The organism is Pelolinea submarina (assembly GCF_003966975.1).
In the GTDB taxonomy this organism is placed as follows: domain Bacteria; phylum Chloroflexota; class Anaerolineae; order Anaerolineales; family Anaerolineaceae; genus Pelolinea; species Pelolinea submarina.
This window is the reverse complement of record NZ_AP018437.1, coordinates 2,821,861-2,839,315: the sequence shown is the minus strand read 5'-3', so window position 1 is coordinate 2,839,315 and position 17,455 is coordinate 2,821,861. Positions and strand designations below refer to the sequence as shown.

Sequence of the window (17,455 nt, the reverse complement as noted above, 5' to 3'; positions counted from 1 at the left end):
TTACTCCAAATCCGTATCAGGCTAATCAAGGCGCTTGATAATACCAAGATTAGCCTGATTTGTGTGAGATTGTCTATCCTTTTACTGATCCGGCCAGAAGACCGCGCACGAAGTAGCGCTGCAGGAAGAGGAACACCAGCATCGGCAGTGCCATGGAGATAAAGGCAGCCGCCGTCAACAGGTGCCAGCCGCTGCCGAGCGAGGTGACCATGTTCCCGATTTGATAGGTAAGGACAGGGTGCTGACCACCCAGGAATACCAAAGCCACCAACAAATCGTTCCAAATCCACAGGAATTGGAAAATGGCCAGCGAGGCAATAGCCGGAACGGAAAGCGGAATTGCCAGGCGATAAAAAGCTGTCCAGTGTGAAGCGCCGTCCAGATAGGCAGACTCAAAAATCTCGCGCGGCAGGCTGCCCATAAAGTTGCGCATCAGATAGATGGCGTAGGGCAGACCAAAACCGGTATGGAAGAGCCAGATACCCAGGAAGGTGCCGTTCAGACCCACCTGTGCGTATAGGCGCGAGATGGGAATGAGGGTCATTTGCAGCGGAACCACCTGCAAGCCCACAAGCAAGGCAAACATCCACTGGCGGCCTTTGAAATCCATCCAGGAGAAGGCATAAGCCGCGAAAGCCGCGAAGAGAATAGGCAGGATGGTTGAGGGGATGGAGACAAATAAACTGTTGAGGAAGGCGCGGCCCATTCCGCGCGGGTTGGTCAAATCACGGACATCGCAGTGCAAATCCACCGCCTGTGTTCCATCCGCACAATCCTGTTGGTATGATTTATTGCCGCGGTAGCCAACAAAGGCATCGATATAGTTGCTCAACGTGAATTTCGGCCGGGCTTCAATGCCGGAAATACGGCGCATATACGCGGCGATAGTTGCAGCGGTTTGTTCATCCGGCACAGAAATGTCCCCCATGTGCGGCTGTCCATCAATATCCCGCTCCAGGGAGCTGAGCAGGTTGAAAGAGCGGCGGTAGTTTTGAACCAGATCGGGATCGGTCAGATCGGCTGTGGCAATGGCCGTACCGTCTTCCCCGTGACAGGAGGCGCAATAGGTCTTGAATTCCTCAAACCCCTTGGGTTTGGCGAAAACCGTCCACCAGCCCGTCTCATTAATATCCTGAACCGGCCGAAAGGATGTCACCAGCAGCCCCAGGGAGGGAACCAGCCAAATGATACATAAGCCAATCAGAATAATGTGAACGGGCAGGCTCTTTATCCAATTCCAAAAGCGAGTGAAGGGATTCATCGGGTTGCCTCCTGTTCATTGAACCTGCGAATATTCATAATCATGGCTGGGATAATGACCAGGATCAGCACCACGGCAATCGCGGATGCGCGGCCGGGTTGGTAACTCTTGTACATTTCAGTATAGAGGCGGTTGGCGATGACTTCGGTACCGTAATTGCCGCCTGTCATGACATAGACAATATCGAAGATCTTGAGGACGTTGATCACCATGGTGGTGATGACGACCGTGATGGTCGGCAGGATCTGCGGGATCATAATCTTCCAGAAGACCATCCATTCATTGGCGCCGTCTACGCGGGCGGCTTCGAGGATTTCTTCGGGAACGCCCCTCAGGCCGGCAGCCAGAATGGTCATACAGAAACCAGTCCACATCCAAATGCCAACCACAATTAAGGCAATGGTGTTGATCTGTGGTTCCGTCAGCCAGGAAACCGGCTGACCTCCCAGGGCCGTTATGATGGCGTTTAATAAGCCAATCTGATTGGTTCCGCTTTCATAGTTGTACATGAATTTCCAGATTACACCGGCACCCACAAAGGAGATGGCCATAGGCAGGAAGATGAGGGACTTGGCGACGGATTCGTAGCGGACACGATCGGCCAAGACCGCGATGAGCAAGCCCAACGCAACCGTACCGGTTACCATAATCAGGATCCATTTTATATTATTGAGAAAAGCTGTCTGCATGATTTCGGAGGTGATGGCGTAGTGGTAATTTTCAAAGATCCCCCAACAAGATTCTCCAGCTTTGCAGGCAGTGCTGGCCCAGGCGGTATTATCCGCATTGCGCAAACTGAGATAAAAAGTATTCACGCCGGGATACACAATGAAGGTAAACATAACGATCAACGAGGGTACCAGGTAAAGCCAGGGGGTAATCGGCTTTTGGCGCATGATGCCGGGGACGTTTTTACTCATTTCTTCTCCCTTCCTTGATAACACTTAAAAAGATTATATAAAATAATGGCGAAGTAGATGAATGGAAACAAGAGAGGGGTGCCGATATATATATCGGCACCCCCTATTTATTGACGTTATTGTGCTAAACCTTCAGCTTGAACTACTGCCAGGCCGCTCAGAATGGTATCGAGATCTCCGCCATTTACGTAATCAGAGATGCCCTTGAATTCTGCTGAACCAAAACCACCGGGGATGGTGTCGCCGATATCGGGGGTAAAGCCCTTGGTATTGGCCAACGCATCGCCCTTCTTGATCAAAGCGGGATCAACATAGTTGCCATTGGCACCTTTGTTGGGGGACAGGTCAAAGCTGGCCTTGGCCCAATTGGCGCCGCCCTCGGTGGAGGACAGATATGCCACCAACGCTTTGACAGCGGGGCTATCGCTGAAAGCCATCAACCAGTCAGCACCACCCTGCAGACCCTGCGCTCCGGGTACCGGGAAGAAATCGTAGTCGGTACCATAGACCAGATCGGGATACTGCGTGGCAACATTGCCGCCGGCGAAACCGGACTGCTTGACCATCATAGCTTCTGGCGGATCCGCGAATACTTTGAAGATCGCGTCATTGAAGTTGGTGGAGAGGGTACCCTGCGCACCATCAACGGTGTAGACAGGATCCATGGCCCATTTGCCGTAGGTTTCATAAGCTTGTTTTACACCGGCATCGTCATAGGATACGGTACCCGCAATCAAATCCAGTACGTATTGCGGACCTTGTTGAACCAGCATAATATCCTGGATGAAGTCCGAACCGGTCCAACCAGTGGCGTCGCCGGATTCCATACCCATACTCCAGGGCACATCGCCGTTGGCGACCATCTGCTCAACCAATGCATCCAATTCGTCCCAAGTGGTGGGAACGGTGTAGCCTTTGGCTGCGAAGACTGCCGGGCTGTACCAAATGATGGTTTTGATGTCCGCTTTGATGGGCAGACCTAACCATTTTCCATCCACTGTACCGGGATCCTTGAAGAAAGCGGCATAGTTGTCGCCGTGCGCGCCTAATTCGTCCATTGTCTTCAATGTATCTTTGTACTGAACCAATTGGGCTACGTTCCAGAAGGCCACATCCGGCGGGGTGCCGGCCTGTACTTTGGTATCCAGTAAAGCCTGGTCGCGGGTGGATTCGGGAGCAACGACAACGCCGCAAGCATCCACGAAGGGCTGCAGAATTTCATTCAATCTCTCTTCTTCTGCACCAGACCATTGATACAGCATCGTGATCGTATCGCCAGCGGTAACGCCGGTGCAATCGATCGCATCAGCCATAGCGGCTTCTTCTGCAGGAGCAGCTTCCTCAGCGGGAGCGGCTTCTTCCATTGCGGGCGCTTCTTCCATGGCAGCTGCTTCAGTAGCTGCAGCGGTCTGGCAGGCTGCGAGAGCTAATGCCAAAATGACCACAATGGAAGTAATTAACCAAAATCTTTTTTTCATTTTTTTCTCCTCTTTTTATTAGATGGTTTTTCTAAAAAAGAACCTGTAATATTTCCCTAATCACCTCCTCGTTAAAATTAAGGTTTGATGTTTTTCCCACTAGACTCACGAATGACTAATTTTGTTTGCAGGATGATTTCGTTGCTTTCAATGAATTCGTCATTTAACTGTTGAATTAACATACTGGCGGCACCCAAGCCCAGGCTATACGCGGGTAAATGAACGGTTGTCAGAGGGGGAATTACATATCTGGACAACGCAATATCATCGAAACCGACAATGGCTAAATCATCAGGTACGCGGATATTTTTCTCGTAACAAGCATTCAACGCACCCAGGGCAACGGTATCGGAAGCGATGAAGACAGCCGATGGAAGCGGTTTGCGCGATAATAGCTTGCTCATGGCTTCGTACCCGGATTCGGGCGTACGATCTCCCCAGAAGACCCATTCGTCGTTCAAGGTAATTTTGTTTTTCTTCAGCACCTGACGATACCCTTCAAAGCGGTCCTTACTACTGTCGTAGTTATCAGGTGCGTTGGTGATGATTGCTATATCTTTGTGGCCTAATGAAACCAGATGGGAAGTGGCGATTTCGGCCCCTTTAATATTATCGATATCGATGAAGGGAATATTGGAACCGGGAATTTTACCCATGAGGACTATCTTGGCGCCTTCCCTGAAAGCATCCACCAGCTCATAATCATCCTCAGTCGGGCCGGAAACAATCAACCCGTCCACGTGACGTTCGTTAATCAATTTACTGTAGCTGCTCTCTTTATCTTCAGGGGGGAGCGGGATGAAGAGCAATTGGTATCCGTTTTCGCGGATAACACTGCTGATGCCCTGCATAACATCCTGAATGAACAGGTCGGCATAAGCTTTTTCGGGATTTTGGCGCAGTACCAGGCCAATCACGGAAGTTTTTCCGCGGGCCATTTTTTGCGCAGAGGAATCGGGATGGTAATTGAGTGATTTCGCAACCTCCAAGACGCGATCACGTGTTTCCTTGCTGATTCTCATTCCCTCAATATTATTGAGTACGAAGGAAACGGTGGTCGGAGAAACTCCAGCGGCTTTGGCCACGTCTTGGGCGGTTATTCTTTTAATCATGCTAATGCGCTTTGCTAATACGCTTTAGCAATATAGTAGCAAATATAAAAGCTGAAGTCAAGAATTTTTAAGGAAATTGAGGGGAATAAAGACTAACGATCGAGCAAACCGGCGCTGATGGAGAGCTCGCGCATCTCACTGGTGATCTTTTTCTGTCTCTCGACCTGTACCATCAGGCCAAGTTCCTGAATCAGTTTGTCGGTATTGGAGATGGCATTTTCCATGAGCTGGAAACGAAAAGAATGCTCGGCGGCCAGGGAGGACAGCAGGCTTTCATATATTTCCATCAGGTTGATTTGGCGTGAGAGGTACTCCGAAATGGTTGACGGCTCGGTGTCAAAGATCAGATTCTGGCCGGTTGCGGCTGGTTTTGGCGCGCTGTTATGAATCCAATTCACCAACCGCAATGACGGCTGGTATTGACCTGAACCATGATAGGTATTGTAAAGAATGCGGAGGGGTTTGTTATCGCAGGATAGATTTGCTATGAGTTGAGCGATAAATTGGAAATCGATCCGGTTAATTTTTGGGTATTCGATTGTGCGTTGGTAGGCGATGTGATTGCGCGAAAATAATTTCGCCATCTTTTCACCAAATAGAATGATCTCGGTGGTCCCTTCCAATTCGGCGGGATGTTCTTCAAAGTACGCGAGCAGGTCGCGGTTGAACCCGCCGCAAAGCCCGCGCGTACTGCCCAGGATTATCAGACAGGAATCTACTTTTTCTTCATTGGGTTGGGCGGTGGGCAGAGCACCGACCTGCGCAGCAACCGAAGTCAGGTCACGCCGGTAGCTTTCCAGATTTTCCAGCCTTTTTAATGAAAGCCTCCAACTGGAAAGCGAAATGGTGCGCAAAGACATCAGCATGGGTTTGATCGTCTTGAGGTTTTCAAGGCGCTGCTTAATAAAGTGGTAATTTTTTTCCATTAACCAAAAATTCTGTTAGTAAATCTCGACCTTATGTAAATTCCAGATGAAGAGGATTGCTCCGCCGATTTTCCCGGAGAGCGTTTCGTCCGTCAGCATTTCTTCGCGTTCCAAATCCGCATTCATATTGCTGATCTGTACCGTGCAATTCTCTTTGATGATCTCACAGACTTTATTTAGGTCCGCGTTTTTTACCGCAATAAAGAGGGTGTATTGCGACTGACGCAGCATGCCGCCTTTCGTTTCCATGAACGTGGCTGTGTAACCCGCCGATATAAGCGCATCCAGTACCATTTCCGCCTCATCCCGCGGAATCACAACCATGACCATTTTATCCATCCGATAACTCTCCTGAAGTCCAGATTTCTGTAAATTTATGAATTAGATTTAGTATTTCATCACGGATATCGTTGATCGTTTTCTCGTGATTGATTTTATTCATCATATCAGAATGATGACGCTTAAACCAGGACAATAGATCGTCTTCAAAGCGGCCAATTTGGCTTAAATCAACCGCATCCAAATAGCCGTGGATGCCGGCAGTGAGGATGATGACTTCCTCGGCCAGCGTGAGCGGTTTATTATTGGGTTGGGCCAGAATCAATTGGAGCCGCTGCCCGCGCTGAATCTGATTGAGGGTCGCTTCGTCGATTTCCGTGCCGAAGCGGGTGAACTGTTCCACTTCTTCGAATTGGCTTAACTCAAGCTTCAACTCTTCAGAAACCGAACGCATGGCTTTGGATTGGGCGGAACTGCCCACACGGGATACTGACAGGCCAATATCAACGGCGGGTTTCAATCCGCGGTTAAATTTCTCTGTGTTGAGGACAATCTGGCCGTCGCAAATGGATATCAGGTTGGTGGGGATATATGCGGCCAGGTTACTCTGCTGCAGCGGGATGATAGGCAAGGCGGTCAATGAACCACCGCCCTGTTCTTCGCTCAGCTTGCAAGCCCTTTCCAGAAGGCGCGAATGCAGATAGAAGATGTCGCCGGGGTATGCTTCGCGGCCAGGCGGGCGGCGCAGAAGGAGGCTGATTTCACGGTAGGCGTCGGCGTGTTTACCCAGGTCATCGTAGACAATCAGCACATCACGACCCTGCTGCAGGAAATATTCTCCCATGGTGCAGCCGGCAAAAGGCGCGAGGTACCGTAAAGCAGGCGGATCATCCGGGCTGGCAATGACAACCACGGAATATTCCATAGCGCCGCGGGTTTTTAAGGTATTGATAACCGATAATACCGATGACTTCTTTTGACCAATAGATACATAAATGCAGACTACATTGCTGTTTTTCTGATTAAGAATTGTGTCCACCGCCAGGGTGGTCTTGCCGATTTGGCGGTCGCCGACAATCAGCTCGCGCTGACCGCGACCAACCGAGAATAGGGCATCGATCATTTTGTTGCCGGTTTGAAGCGGTTCATTGACCGGGCTGCGCTCGATGATCCCGGGAGCCGGCTTTTCCAGCAATTCCATATCAACAGGCTGGATCTCAGGCAGGTCATCCAGGGGCGCACCCAAGGGATTGATCACACGGCCTAACAGGTCGGGACCAACAGGCACACGGATGCGTTCCCGGCGTGAAGTCACGCGGTCACCGCCGTGAATGCCGGTTTCCTCACCCAACAGGATCACGTCGATTGAATCGGATTCCAGATTTAAGACCAATCCATCAACGCCATTGGGAAAATTCACCAATTCGTCTACGCCCACATTGGAAAGGCCGGAGAGATTGGCAACACCATTGCCGACATGCTGCACTGTGCCGATCTCTTCAAAGGTTACATGGCTGGTGTAGTTCTCACAGGTTTGCTGAAAAGTGGATAACAACTGCTGCACCAGCTTATCGCTGGTATCTTCGTCCAGACGCGGTAAATCAGTCTCACCTAAGCGGTTTTTTACTTCTTTTTCAAAGGCCGGGAAATCAACCAGCTCGTTCAGGTAAGATTCCAGGCTGGTGAATTTCGGCTCAACGTTAATATTCATCAGATTTCCAGCTTATCCAATTTATCAGAAAGCTGCTGCAGAGTATTTTCGCTGATTTCGTTTAATTTGGTGGCGAGTGAATTATCGACGATGAAATCGCCTAAACGGACACGCAGACCGGCAACCAGGTCAGGGTCGGTATCCAACTCAAGTTTAACGTTCTTGTCTGCCAGCGCTGAGAAGGTCCGAATGGCCTGGGCTTTTTCCTCGCGCGTCAGCGGTTTGGCCGTGTGAATTTCCAAAATCGGTTCGCGGTCGGCCAGCGATTTACGGATGGTTTCCACGCGGCGCATCTCGCTTTTACCCAAATCCCAAACGCGTTCATTCATTTGCTTGATCAGCAGATGGTGGATTTCGTCCGGGGTGGTCAGCTGCAACGTCTGCTGGGAAACCTCAACAATCGTATCCAGGATCTTTTTGCGGAATTTCTCGACCGTACGCTTTTGCGTGCGGATGGAGTCTTCTTTGCGCTGCTTGTAGATTTCCTCCGCTTCTTCCTTGGTCAACTGCAGGACTTGCTCACGGTGCTGTTCGATTTCCTGCTTGGCTTTCTCGATATGTTCGTCAACCTTTTGGCTGATATTGCTCAGATAATCCTCCGCTTCAACGCGCAGCTTCTTGGATTCCTCCAAATTTTGCAATGATTCCTGCCGAACAACTTCAGCCTCCTGTTTACGCTGATCGGCTTTTTTGATCATGCGTTTAAATAGAAGGAAATACAGCGCGGCAGCTAAAACAACAAAATTGATGATTTGAAAAAGAATAGTCACCAGATCAATTTCAAGCATGATTTAAAAGAACCTGTCGAGCAGCGGGTTAGCAAATAATAGAATCAACATCACTAACAACACATAAATGGCGGTCGATTCCAGCAGCGCCATTGAAATCAACAATGTCGTACGAAGGTCATTGGCGGATTCCGGTTGGCGGGTAATGCCCTCCAGCGCTTTGAGGACGGCTTTGCCTTCCACCCAAGCGGGGACAACAGTGCCCAAAACAATTCCAACTCCGGTAACGATAATGGTCACAATCGTAATTTGCAATTGTGGTTCAAGTGTATTCATAAAAAAATCCTTTCTTATTGGTTATTAATTATCCGAGATTTCAACGGCAGTGGAGATGTAAACCGAAGAGAGCGCAGTAAAGACATAAGCCTGCAAGATACCGATTAATAAACTCAGGCCCATCAATGGCAGGGGAACAAAGACAGGGATCAAACTGAAAACGATGGCAACGATCAATTCACCACTTAATATGTTACCAAACAAACGCAGCGCAAGCGAAACGGCCCGACTTACCTGGCCGATTATTTCCAAGGGGAGCAGAAAAATCGGAGAAGCAAAATTTTTGGTATACCTGAAGAATCCATTTGCACGGATGCCGTAGATATGCACTGCAAAGAAAACGACTAACGACAGGGCGATGGTGGTATTGATATCGCTGGTAGGCGAAGTCAACAGCGGAAGGGCACCCAAAGTATTCGCAACAGAGATGAAGATGATTAAGGTTCCCAATACCGGTAAATATCTTTCCACATTCTTGAGGTTCATAACCCCGGCAATCATATTGCTGATGAATTCAACGAAATTCTCCAGGAGATGCGGTTTCGTTTTATCCAGGATGAGAACAACCAGGATGATCAACCCCATTGCTACCCAGGTGGCCAGGACGGTGCTGCGCACCGGCAGGCCAAACAAAGTAAAGACAACCTGGGGCGTAACTGATTCCATGCTATTCCTTTTCTTTTTCTTTCTTTAACTTATGTAAATAGGCAAACATCCAAATCCAGCGGATAAGAATGTAAATAATCAGACAAGCCAGTCCGTTTCTCAATCCTGTTTTGAAAGCGAGAAACAGAACGCCTACGGAAAGAACCACCCGCAGCGCCGACTGTGCCATGGTTTGTGAAAGGACTTTTTGCGTTTGGCCGGGATCGATGTGCTCCACCGAGCGTTTTTGCAGCAGAATAAAACCGTAGGCTAACAACCCGCCTACTACAGCCCAGAAATACATATTTTCGTAGATTGCATTCAGAATTGGTTTCATCCCTTTTTCTTCTCTTTTTATTTAATTTTACCGGTAGAATCGGGCGGATTACCCTCTACCATGCATTTAATGGTGTTGTTTGCGATGGATAATACTCCCTGCGTGACGGGTTGTTCGAAAACTTCATCAGCGACGCGATATTTTAAAACGCACTGTGCATGCAGGGCAACCAGCGGCGCGTGATTGTGGTAGATGCTGATGGGGGCGCCGTCAACGAGATGAATATTGACCCAATCCACGCCATCGACATCCACCAATACCCCTTCCGGGCTGGTAATCAACAGGCGCATAGACCTATCCGCTTTCCCTTTCGGTCTCTCTTTCCTGTGCCATTTGCTCTGCTTTTTGCTTTACTTCTTGAATACTACCGACCATGTAGAAGGCTTGTTCCGGGTATGCGTCCATTTCTCCATTGAGAATTTGCTCAAACCCGCTGAGCGTATCTTCCAGGGTTACGAAACGCCCCTCCAGGCCGGTATACGGCTCGGAAACGAAGAATGGCTGGGTCAGGAATTTTTGGACGCGGCGGGCGCGCTGCACAAGCAGCTGGTCATCTTCGCTCAGTTCGTCCATACCCAAAATGGCGATGACATCCTGCAGCTCTTCATAACGGGCCAGGGAGGAACGCACGCGGTTGGCGATGGTAAAGTGGCGGCTGCCGATGGCACTGGGGTTCATCAGTGAGCTGTTGGATTGCAGCGGGTCAATAGCCGGGTAAAAGCCCAGTCCGGCCAGCCGGCGGGAGAGCACACAGGTGGCATCCAAATGCGCGAAAGTGGCGGTTACGGCCGGGTCGGTCAGGTCATCTGCCGGTACATACACGGCCTGGATGGAAGTGACGCTGCCGTTGCTGGTGGTGGTGATGCGTTCCTGCAGCTCACCCATCTCACTTTCCAGGGTGGGCTGGTAACCTACCGCGGAAGGCAGGCGGCCAAGCAGGGCGGATACCTCGGAACCGGCTTGAATATACCGGAAGATGTTGTCGATGAAGACCAGCACGGAGCGGCTTTCATGGTCGCGGAAGTATTCCGCCATGGTGAGAGCGGTCAGCGGGACGCGCATGCGCGCGCCGGGCGGCTCGTTCATCTGGCCAAAGACCAGGATGGCGTTGTCGATCACACCGCTGGATTTCATGTCCAGCCACAAGTCGTTGCCTTCACGGCTGCGCTCGCCCACGCCGGCGAACAGGACGATGCCGGAATGTTCGCGGATGGTGTTGCGCATCAACTCGATCATCAGGACGGTCTTGCCCACACCGGCACCGCCGATCAAACCCACCTTGCCGCCTTTGGGGAAGGGCATCAACAAATCCAGGACTTTGACGCCGGTGATGTAGGGTTCATTGACCATTTTTTGGGTGGCCAGGGAGGGTGAAGTTACGTGGATGGGGTGCCGCTGGCTGGTTTGAGGAGCGGGCAGGTTGTCGATTGGGTTGCCCAGCACATCAAACATACGACCGAGCGTCTCACGGCCAACCGGCACGGAGATAGGCTGGTCGGTATCAATCACTTCCATACCGCGGCGCAGCCCATTGGTTAACCCAAGGGCGATGGCGCGTACTGTCTTGGAATTGATGTGTTCTTGTACTTCGAAGGTTAGAACAGGGGCTTCAGGGGGACGGATGATTAAAGCGTTGTGGATGCCCGGCAAAACACCATCCGGAAAAACTGCATCAATCACAACACCCATTACTTTATCCAGGTAACCAACATTCACAAATTAGAACTCCTTAATTAAATAGAAAAACCGTTCTTGTTTAGTATAACAAATACGGTTTTCTTTTCTATCGAAATGGATGCCCGGGGAGGCGTATTAATACATTTATTACAAACTTATCGATTTCCCGGCAATTTTATTAGCAATTTGGCCGATTTTCGCTTTTAACGTGAGTAAAACTCGATCACCTGACGGACATCACCCAGAACCGGCACCTCATGAGTGGCGGGCAGGCGCAGCAGCTGCGCGCTGAAATTCTCCTGAGAGGATTCCAGGTAGGCCGGGATGGCCGCGGGCGGATTGATGATCTGCTCGCGCAGGGATGCCTGGGACTTCTGTTTGATGCTGATGCGGTCGCCGGGTTTGACCGAGTAGGATGGATAGGTGACGCGCCGGTCGTTGACCAGCACGTGGCCATGGTTGACGTATTGGCGCGCGGCATAGATGGTTTGGGCGAAGCCGGCGCGCAGCACCAGTGCGTCCAGGCGGGTTTCAAGCAGTTGAATGAGCTGTTCATCATAATTGCCGCGGCTTTTCAGGGCCTTGAGGAAGTAGTTGCGCATCTGCTTTTCGCGGATGTTGTATTGGGCGCGCAGCAACTGCTTCTGAGTCAATTGTTTCTTATAGACCGATTCGCGTCCGCTCCGCATGTCGGGGCCGTGCTGCCCGGGCGGATTGGGCCGGCGGGCTAGAATCTTGTCTCCTTTGGGCGTCCATGACACCCCGAACCGGCGGGCGAGCCGGGCTTTTGGACCGTGATAACTCATCGATTACACCTTCTTTTTTTGCACCGCTATTTCAGCGGAAAATGGTATTGGTTTAGGTGGCCTAGTATAGCGGAATTTGGTCGAAAAAGCAAGATATGTATTATATAAATGATAAATATTAGGAGAATTGAACAACGAAATATTCAAACATGCAAACCACGAAAAACACGAAAAATTAAAAAAAAGTGATTTTAATCAAAGAGCTTTTCGGGAAAAAGAAATTTGAAAAGGATCAGCCTCACCCCGGCCCTGGCCCCTCTCCGATCCTCCCCATTTTGACTGCGTTCTGCCCCTCCCCGCCCCTCCCCATTCCGGCTTCGTCCCGCCCCACCCCGCCCCTCCCCATTTTGACTTCGTCAAAATAGGGAGGGAGAAGAACTTGTAAAGTTCCCATTCCGGCTTTACCAGAATAGGGAGGGAGAAAAGATTGCCATATATTTATTCGAGTGATGATTTGGGTATCTCTACTTCGTGCTTCTGCAAAAAGCTCTATAGCTCCCATCTCGCTGCCCCATCCCAGGATGACGTACCCGTTCCGGCCCTAGCTCCACCCTAACCCCTCTCCATTTTGACTTCGTATTGCCCCTCTCCTGCGCCCCTCCCCATTCCGGCTTCGTCCCGCCCCACCCCGCCCCTCCCCATTTTGACTTCGTCAAAATAGGGAGGGAGAAGAGCAATAAGGGAGTTAATGCCGGTATGATCCTAATCAACGCTGGCGCTGACTTCGGGGACCGTTTTTTCATTATTGCCTTCGATATTGCGCACCTGAGGGAGCAGGATGCCGACCAGCATACCTGCTAAACACAAGCTGCCTGCTATGGCATACCAAATGGGGATTCCAAAAGCGTCCGCCACCGGGCCGGCAATGCCCAGGCCAATGGGGGTGGTCAACCATAACAGGCTGGTGGTCATGGTGAGCACACGGCCCTGGAATTCGGGACTGACATTGGCCTGGATGATGGCGATGAAGGGGCCGTCGATAAACGGGACCATGAAACCGAACAGAAACATGGCCGGCAGAAAGAGCGAAAATTGGCTGGGCTGCATGGTGCTGACCCACAGCAGGCAGAGGCCAATGGAGGACAACGACATCCACATGGTCCAGATGCGCTTTTTGAAACCACCCCAAACACCCAAAATCAGCCCACCGATGACCACGCCGATGCCGGAAATGGACTCTACCAAAGCAAATTGGGCTGCTTCACCGTTGAAGTGCTTGCTGACCAGCAGCGGCAGCAGAGAGAAAGCGGGGGAGAGCGCCAGTTTGAACACCATGGCAATGCCAATCAGGGCTATCAGCCCCTTCCAATTCAGGATGTACAGGAACCCGCCTTTCAGGTCTGCAAACAGCGAAGGTACGGAGATGGGTTCTCTTTCTCCTTCGGTTTCCGGCTGGGGAATATGGATGAAGAGCAGGATGGAAATCGCGATGAAGGCGGTTACGAAATCAACCGCCATGGTGCCCTGTACATCCAGGAGCTCCAGCAACAGCGCGCCGGCCGGAGGAGCGATAATGTTGATGCTTCCGTATAGAGCCTGGTTCAACCCGGCAATACGGGAGAGGTGCTTTTCCGGCACCATCAGAGAAATGGAAGCCTGTTCGGCGGGGTAATGAAAAGCGCCGCCAACCGAGCGCACGAACATTAGCAGGTAAATTTGCCAGATTTGAACGGCGCCGAAATAGAAAACCACAGCCAGGATAATGGTGGCAATCGCGATAATCGCGTCGGCTAGGATCATGACCCGTTTACGATTGGAGCGGTCAATGATAGCACCTGCGAAAGGACTCACGATGATTTCCGGGATGACGGCGACGGCAGAGGCGGTGGCCAGGATGGAAGCCGATCCGGTAGTTTTAGTCAGCCACCAGACCAGGGCAAATTGGACCAGGGAGGATCCAAAGAGCGAAAATGCCTGACTGATCCAGAATGCAAAGAAGGGTTTCTTCCAATTGGCGCTAATGGTATTGTTTTGCATCATAGCGGGTCCTTTCGACGAATGGGTTCGTTATTATTTACGGTATTATGCAATAATAGTTTTCATATTGGAAAATAGCTTTACTTAAATAACAAGACCGGCGAGAAACAGCCGGTCTTGTTTTCATTATTCAGGAGGCCAATTTAGGAATGATGCATAGGAAACCCAGCGGTTCATCGGAGATGTTCTTGAATTGATGCATGTCTCCGCCGCTGATCAGGATGGCATCGAAAGGCGTTACTTCTTTGACATCATCATTAATCTGCACTGTGCCTTTACCGTGCAGGATGATTACCTCATGTTCGTGCGGGTGCTGGTGCAAGGGGGAGAAACCGCCCGGCTCCACGCGGAAGTAGCGCGTGATGAAATGAGCTTCGCTTTCATCCTTGCCCAACAGGATGTGCAGGGTAGTGTCTTTTACGCCTTCTTCGGAGGGAATCATTCCGTTGACGCCTTGCCAACCGTAATTGCTGGTATCGCCTTTGAACTTATGGATGACTGACATAATTGTTCTCCTTAAAGTTGATGATTGCTAAAACCCGGGTTGGTCTATAAGCCGTATTCTGTCCGGCAGGCAAAGCCTGCCTGTATGATCATCTGTCTGAGCGGTTTACCTGACGCCGCCGGCTTGCGCCGGCCAGGTGAGCGGCCTGTGGAGACCAGGCATCTGTTTAACCTTGCTCCCGAAAGGGGTTGCCCGGCGAACGCATTACTGCGGTTCCCGGTGGTCTCTTACACCACCATTTCACCCTTACCCCGAAAGGCGGTATGTTTCTGTGGCCCTATCCGACAGGTTACCCCGTCCCGAGGTTTCCCCGGTTTCGTGCTCTATGGAGTACGGACTTTCCTCGACATGCGGTGCATGCCGCGATCATCCGGCCAACCCGGTTTGAATTCATCATAACCAAATCGGGCATTTCCGTCAATTGGGTGAGGCGGATTGAATAAATACGTTCGGAACTCTATGGTTTACTTTTAGGATCGGGGTGCATTGAGAGCATCTTCGAGTTTGCGGATCTCGGCGGTATTGTCTACCCGACCGGCACGGCTTAAGCGGAAATAAAGCGCGCGCAGGAAATTTCGGAAATTCCAGGCGCTGAAATTCCGGGGATCAAAGGGTTTTTCCCGCAGGACTTCAACCGTTTCCGCGAGATGAGCGCTGATTTCTTCAAATGGAACCCGATTGCGTTCGACCAGGCTGACGAAGGCGGTGGCCATGCGTTCGTCTTCACGCTGCACGAAAGGCGCTTGTGGGCGGCTCATGCCGGCCAGGATGGCAGCCAGGATCTGCAGCAGATCGCTTTCGTCCAACTCCGCGCATTGGGCCAGCTCGTCCAGCGCATCGGCGCTGTGCGCCATGGCATGCGCCCAGCCTGGCCCGGGCACATAGCCGCGCAGATCACGCTCTTCGTATATAAAACGGCAGAGCGCGTCAAGTATCCGCTGTAGGTTTTGTTTGGATAAAAAGGCTTCTTCCCGATGGCGATAAATAATGAGCGCCAGTGCTAAAACAGAAAATGACCGGGTAAAAACGGTATCCGTTCCTTCTTCGCCAATATGGAAGAACAGATGCCGGGGATCCAGAAGCAAAGGCCAGGTTTCCTGCAATTCTTCCACAGAAAACAGCGGTTTGTACGCAATCCATTCGTACAAACAGGTATAGATCAGGTCATCACGCAATTCACTATCGGGAGAGCCGATATTTTCCAGCATCTCGTTTAATAGAGAAACACGATTGAGGTCAGCCGGGATGGAAAAATCTCTTTCCCGGAGGGTTTGTAATCTGGTTTTAAGCGGCAGCATGGCAATTGTTCCTCGAAAATCCGAATTTAATTACGCTCTTATCATTTAATGCCCTAATTATAGGGTTAAAAAGATAAATACTAGTTATAATGGGCACAACAAATATTTTTGGAGTTGAACATGCGAAAGCCTTTTGTTGCTGGTAACTGGAAAATGAATAAAACTGTTGATCAGGCGACCCTGTTGGTTGCCGATATGCTGCCTGGCCTGGAAGCGGTCAAGACTGTAGATCGGGTGGTTTGCCCGCCCTTTACCTCCTTGATGGTTATTTCGGGTATGCTGGCCGGCACCGAAGTCGGTTTGGGCGCCCAGAACCTGCATTGGGAAGAATCCGGCGCTTTCACGGGCGAATTATCCCCCGCGATGGTTAAGGAATTCTGCCAATACGTGATCATCGGCCACTCGGAACGGCGCGCTTACTTTGGCGACACCGATGAAACCGTGAATAAGAAGGTCAAAGCGGCCATCGCCATCGGCCTGACCCCCATTGTTTGCGTGGGTGAGACACTGGATGAGTATGAAGCCGGAAAGACCGGGGATGTGGTTGCCCGCCAGGTAAAAAACGGCTTGAAAGAAATTGAAGCCAAAGATGCCGAGAAATTGGTTGTGGCTTACGAACCCATTTGGGCCATCGGCACGGGCAAAGCCGCCAGCGCGGAAGAAGCCCAGGACGTGATCGGCAATGTGGTGCGCAAGAACCTGGTTGTGGCCTTCGGCGACGAAGTGGCCCAGAAGATCCGCATCCTGTACGGCGGTTCAGTCAAGGCCGGCAACGCGGCCGATTTCTTCGGCAAACCGGATATTGACGGTGGGCTGATCGGCGGCGCTGCGCTGAAAGCGGAAGATTTCGTTAAGATTGTAGAAGCTGCTGCGTAAGTAAAGCATTATTTTTGGAAAGGAAAAAGGCGGTCATTGACCGCCTTTTTTTTGTACTAGCCACAGATGAACACAGATGGAATTATTGAACAATGTAGATTGAGTTAGGCATACCCTGGAAGGCACAGGCGAATGCTTGACCTACAATATAAATAACCACAGATGGCATGGTAGAACAAGGTCAGGCATTCTTGTCTGACCTGCATTTTTAATAACCACAGATGAACACGGATAAAAAAAGATAAAAACCTTAATGGTTGATGGACACAGATAAAACGCTTTTTTCATAACAACTGCTTAAAAGAGTGGTTGTTTTACTTTCATGGGTCTTTCCGAACACGCTTAGGTGAGAACACCTAGGATGCAAATAGTATGGTCTGCCAGCCAAGATTCTTCGCCCTATGGGCTCAGAATGACAATGGATGGTGCTTGTGTCATCCCGAGCGGCTGCTTGAAGTGATACAGGATTGCATATTTATCTTATGCATCCTTCTCTTGATTCCCTGGAAAAAGAATAAGGTCAGGCATTCTTGTCTGACCTATATTTTTAATAACCACAGATGAACACTGATAAAAAAAAGAT

General features: G+C 50.6%; 18 protein-coding genes and 1 other RNA gene. 1 reads left to right on the top strand and 18 read right to left on the bottom strand.

Annotated features, from left to right (window positions below):
• Positions 1-73: 73 nt before the first annotated feature.
• The 18 genes from Pelsub_RS12490 to Pelsub_RS12405 all read right to left on the bottom strand — a co-directional run bounded on the left by Pelsub_RS12490 (position 74) and on the right by Pelsub_RS12405 (position 15,996).
• Positions 74-1,261 carry an ABC transporter permease subunit gene (locus tag Pelsub_RS12490; RefSeq protein WP_162844803.1) on the bottom strand — a complete coding sequence of 396 codons (1,188 nt, stop codon included), beginning with the start codon at positions 1,259-1,261 and terminating at the stop codon, positions 74-76.
• Positions 1,258-2,181 (bottom strand): carbohydrate ABC transporter permease, encoded by a 924-nt coding sequence (locus Pelsub_RS12485; protein ID WP_198418356.1) that lies wholly within the window; start codon positions 2,179-2,181, stop codon positions 1,258-1,260. The genes Pelsub_RS12490 and Pelsub_RS12485 overlap by 4 nt, the downstream gene beginning before the upstream one ends.
• Before the next feature lie 116 nt (positions 2,182-2,297).
• On the bottom strand, positions 2,298-3,659 hold the full coding sequence (locus Pelsub_RS12480; protein WP_116223414.1) for an ABC transporter substrate-binding protein: 1,362 nt from the start codon (positions 3,657-3,659) through the stop codon (positions 2,298-2,300).
• Between the two features lie 77 nt (positions 3,660-3,736).
• Complete coding sequence (locus tag Pelsub_RS12475) at positions 3,737-4,771, bottom strand: LacI family DNA-binding transcriptional regulator (protein ID WP_116223415.1); 1,035 nt, start codon at positions 4,769-4,771, stop codon at positions 3,737-3,739.
• Between the two features lie 92 nt (positions 4,772-4,863).
• A complete protein-coding gene (locus Pelsub_RS12470) occupies positions 4,864-5,697 on the bottom strand; it encodes a F0F1 ATP synthase subunit gamma (protein ID WP_116223416.1) in 834 nt (277 codons plus the stop codon).
• A gap of 15 nt (positions 5,698-5,712) precedes the next feature.
• Positions 5,713-6,036: a cyclic-di-AMP receptor gene (locus Pelsub_RS12465; protein WP_116223417.1), complete on the bottom strand. Its 324-nt coding sequence runs from the start codon at positions 6,034-6,036 to the stop codon at positions 5,713-5,715.
• Positions 6,029-7,687, bottom strand: coding sequence for a F0F1 ATP synthase subunit alpha (locus Pelsub_RS12460; protein WP_116223418.1), 1,659 nt, complete (start codon positions 7,685-7,687; stop codon positions 6,029-6,031). The genes Pelsub_RS12465 and Pelsub_RS12460 overlap by 8 nt, the downstream gene beginning before the upstream one ends.
• Positions 7,687-8,475 (bottom strand): F0F1 ATP synthase subunit delta, encoded by a 789-nt coding sequence (locus Pelsub_RS12455; protein WP_116223419.1) that lies wholly within the window; start codon positions 8,473-8,475, stop codon positions 7,687-7,689. The genes Pelsub_RS12460 and Pelsub_RS12455 overlap by 1 nt, the downstream gene beginning before the upstream one ends.
• A gap of 3 nt (positions 8,476-8,478) precedes the next feature.
• Positions 8,479-8,751, bottom strand: coding sequence for an ATP synthase F0 subunit C (atpE, locus tag Pelsub_RS12450; RefSeq protein ID WP_116223420.1), 273 nt, complete (start codon positions 8,749-8,751; stop codon positions 8,479-8,481).
• A 24-nt stretch (positions 8,752-8,775) separates the two neighbouring features.
• Positions 8,776-9,417 carry a F0F1 ATP synthase subunit A gene (gene atpB, locus Pelsub_RS12445; protein ID WP_116223421.1) on the bottom strand — a complete coding sequence of 214 codons (642 nt, stop codon included), beginning with the start codon at positions 9,415-9,417 and terminating at the stop codon, positions 8,776-8,778.
• Between the two features lies 1 nt (position 9,418).
• Positions 9,419-9,733 (bottom strand): hypothetical protein, encoded by a 315-nt coding sequence (locus Pelsub_RS12440; RefSeq protein WP_116223422.1) that lies wholly within the window; start codon positions 9,731-9,733, stop codon positions 9,419-9,421.
• A gap of 17 nt (positions 9,734-9,750) precedes the next feature.
• Positions 9,751-10,023, bottom strand: coding sequence for a F0F1 ATP synthase subunit epsilon (locus tag Pelsub_RS12435; protein ID WP_116223423.1), 273 nt, complete (start codon positions 10,021-10,023; stop codon positions 9,751-9,753).
• A 4-nt stretch (positions 10,024-10,027) separates the two neighbouring features.
• On the bottom strand, positions 10,028-11,449 hold the full coding sequence (atpD, locus tag Pelsub_RS12430) for a F0F1 ATP synthase subunit beta (protein ID WP_116223424.1): 1,422 nt from the start codon (positions 11,447-11,449) through the stop codon (positions 10,028-10,030).
• Positions 11,450-11,613: 164 nt separating this feature from the next.
• The gene (gene rpsD / locus Pelsub_RS12425) at positions 11,614-12,216 is read right to left on the bottom strand and encodes a 30S ribosomal protein S4 (protein ID WP_116223425.1); all 603 of its coding nucleotides are present in this window, start codon (positions 12,214-12,216) and stop codon (positions 11,614-11,616) included.
• Positions 12,217-12,918: 702 nt separating this feature from the next.
• Complete coding sequence (locus Pelsub_RS12420; protein ID WP_116223427.1) at positions 12,919-14,196, bottom strand: MFS transporter; 1,278 nt, start codon at positions 14,194-14,196, stop codon at positions 12,919-12,921.
• Between the two features lie 127 nt (positions 14,197-14,323).
• Entirely contained in the window at positions 14,324-14,698 is a 375-nt protein-coding gene (locus Pelsub_RS12415) for a cupin domain-containing protein (RefSeq protein ID WP_116223428.1), read from the bottom strand.
• Between the two features lie 31 nt (positions 14,699-14,729).
• Positions 14,730-15,080, bottom strand: an RNA gene (rnpB, locus tag Pelsub_RS12410) — RNase P RNA component class A.
• Between the two features lie 88 nt (positions 15,081-15,168).
• Entirely contained in the window at positions 15,169-15,996 is an 828-nt protein-coding gene (locus Pelsub_RS12405) for a DUF2785 domain-containing protein (protein WP_116223429.1), read from the bottom strand.
• Positions 15,997-16,116: 120 nt separating this feature from the next.
• On the opposite strand from Pelsub_RS12405, the gene tpiA reads away from it, so the two are divergent.
• Positions 16,117-16,872 carry a triose-phosphate isomerase gene (gene tpiA, locus Pelsub_RS12400; protein ID WP_116223430.1) on the top strand — a complete coding sequence of 252 codons (756 nt, stop codon included), beginning with the start codon at positions 16,117-16,119 and terminating at the stop codon, positions 16,870-16,872.
• The last annotated feature ends 583 nt before the right edge of the window (positions 16,873-17,455 follow it).

Excerpts from the sequence above, each read along its gene's own strand:
- Pelsub_RS12490 (WP_162844803.1), bottom strand. The coding sequence starts at position 1,261 with ATGAATCCCTTCACTCGCTTTTGGAATTGGATAAAGAGCCTGCCCGTT.
- Pelsub_RS12485 (WP_198418356.1), bottom strand. The coding sequence starts at position 2,181 with ATGAGTAAAAACGTCCCCGGCATCATGCGCCAAAAGCCGATTACCCCC.
- Pelsub_RS12480 (WP_116223414.1), bottom strand. The coding sequence starts at position 3,659 with ATGAAAAAAAGATTTTGGTTAATTACTTCCATTGTGGTCATTTTGGCA.
- Pelsub_RS12475 (WP_116223415.1), bottom strand. The coding sequence starts at position 4,771 with ATGATTAAAAGAATAACCGCCCAAGACGTGGCCAAAGCCGCTGGAGTT.
- Pelsub_RS12470 (WP_116223416.1), bottom strand. The coding sequence starts at position 5,697 with ATGGAAAAAAATTACCACTTTATTAAGCAGCGCCTTGAAAACCTCAAG.
- Pelsub_RS12465 (WP_116223417.1), bottom strand. The coding sequence starts at position 6,036 with ATGGATAAAATGGTCATGGTTGTGATTCCGCGGGATGAGGCGGAAATG.
- Pelsub_RS12460 (WP_116223418.1), bottom strand. The coding sequence starts at position 7,687 with ATGAATATTAACGTTGAGCCGAAATTCACCAGCCTGGAATCTTACCTG.
- Pelsub_RS12455 (WP_116223419.1), bottom strand. The coding sequence starts at position 8,475 with ATGCTTGAAATTGATCTGGTGACTATTCTTTTTCAAATCATCAATTTT.
- atpE (WP_116223420.1), bottom strand. The coding sequence starts at position 8,751 with ATGAATACACTTGAACCACAATTGCAAATTACGATTGTGACCATTATC.
- atpB (WP_116223421.1), bottom strand. The coding sequence starts at position 9,417 with ATGGAATCAGTTACGCCCCAGGTTGTCTTTACTTTGTTTGGCCTGCCG.
- Pelsub_RS12440 (WP_116223422.1), bottom strand. The coding sequence starts at position 9,733 with ATGAAACCAATTCTGAATGCAATCTACGAAAATATGTATTTCTGGGCT.
- Pelsub_RS12435 (WP_116223423.1), bottom strand. The coding sequence starts at position 10,023 with ATGCGCCTGTTGATTACCAGCCCGGAAGGGGTATTGGTGGATGTCGAT.
- rpsD (WP_116223425.1), bottom strand. The coding sequence starts at position 12,216 with ATGAGTTATCACGGTCCAAAAGCCCGGCTCGCCCGCCGGTTCGGGGTG.
- Pelsub_RS12420 (WP_116223427.1), bottom strand. The coding sequence starts at position 14,196 with ATGATGCAAAACAATACCATTAGCGCCAATTGGAAGAAACCCTTCTTT.
- Pelsub_RS12415 (WP_116223428.1), bottom strand. The coding sequence starts at position 14,698 with ATGTCAGTCATCCATAAGTTCAAAGGCGATACCAGCAATTACGGTTGG.
- Pelsub_RS12405 (WP_116223429.1), bottom strand. The coding sequence starts at position 15,996 with ATGCTGCCGCTTAAAACCAGATTACAAACCCTCCGGGAAAGAGATTTT.
- tpiA (WP_116223430.1), top strand. The coding sequence starts at position 16,117 with ATGCGAAAGCCTTTTGTTGCTGGTAACTGGAAAATGAATAAAACTGTT.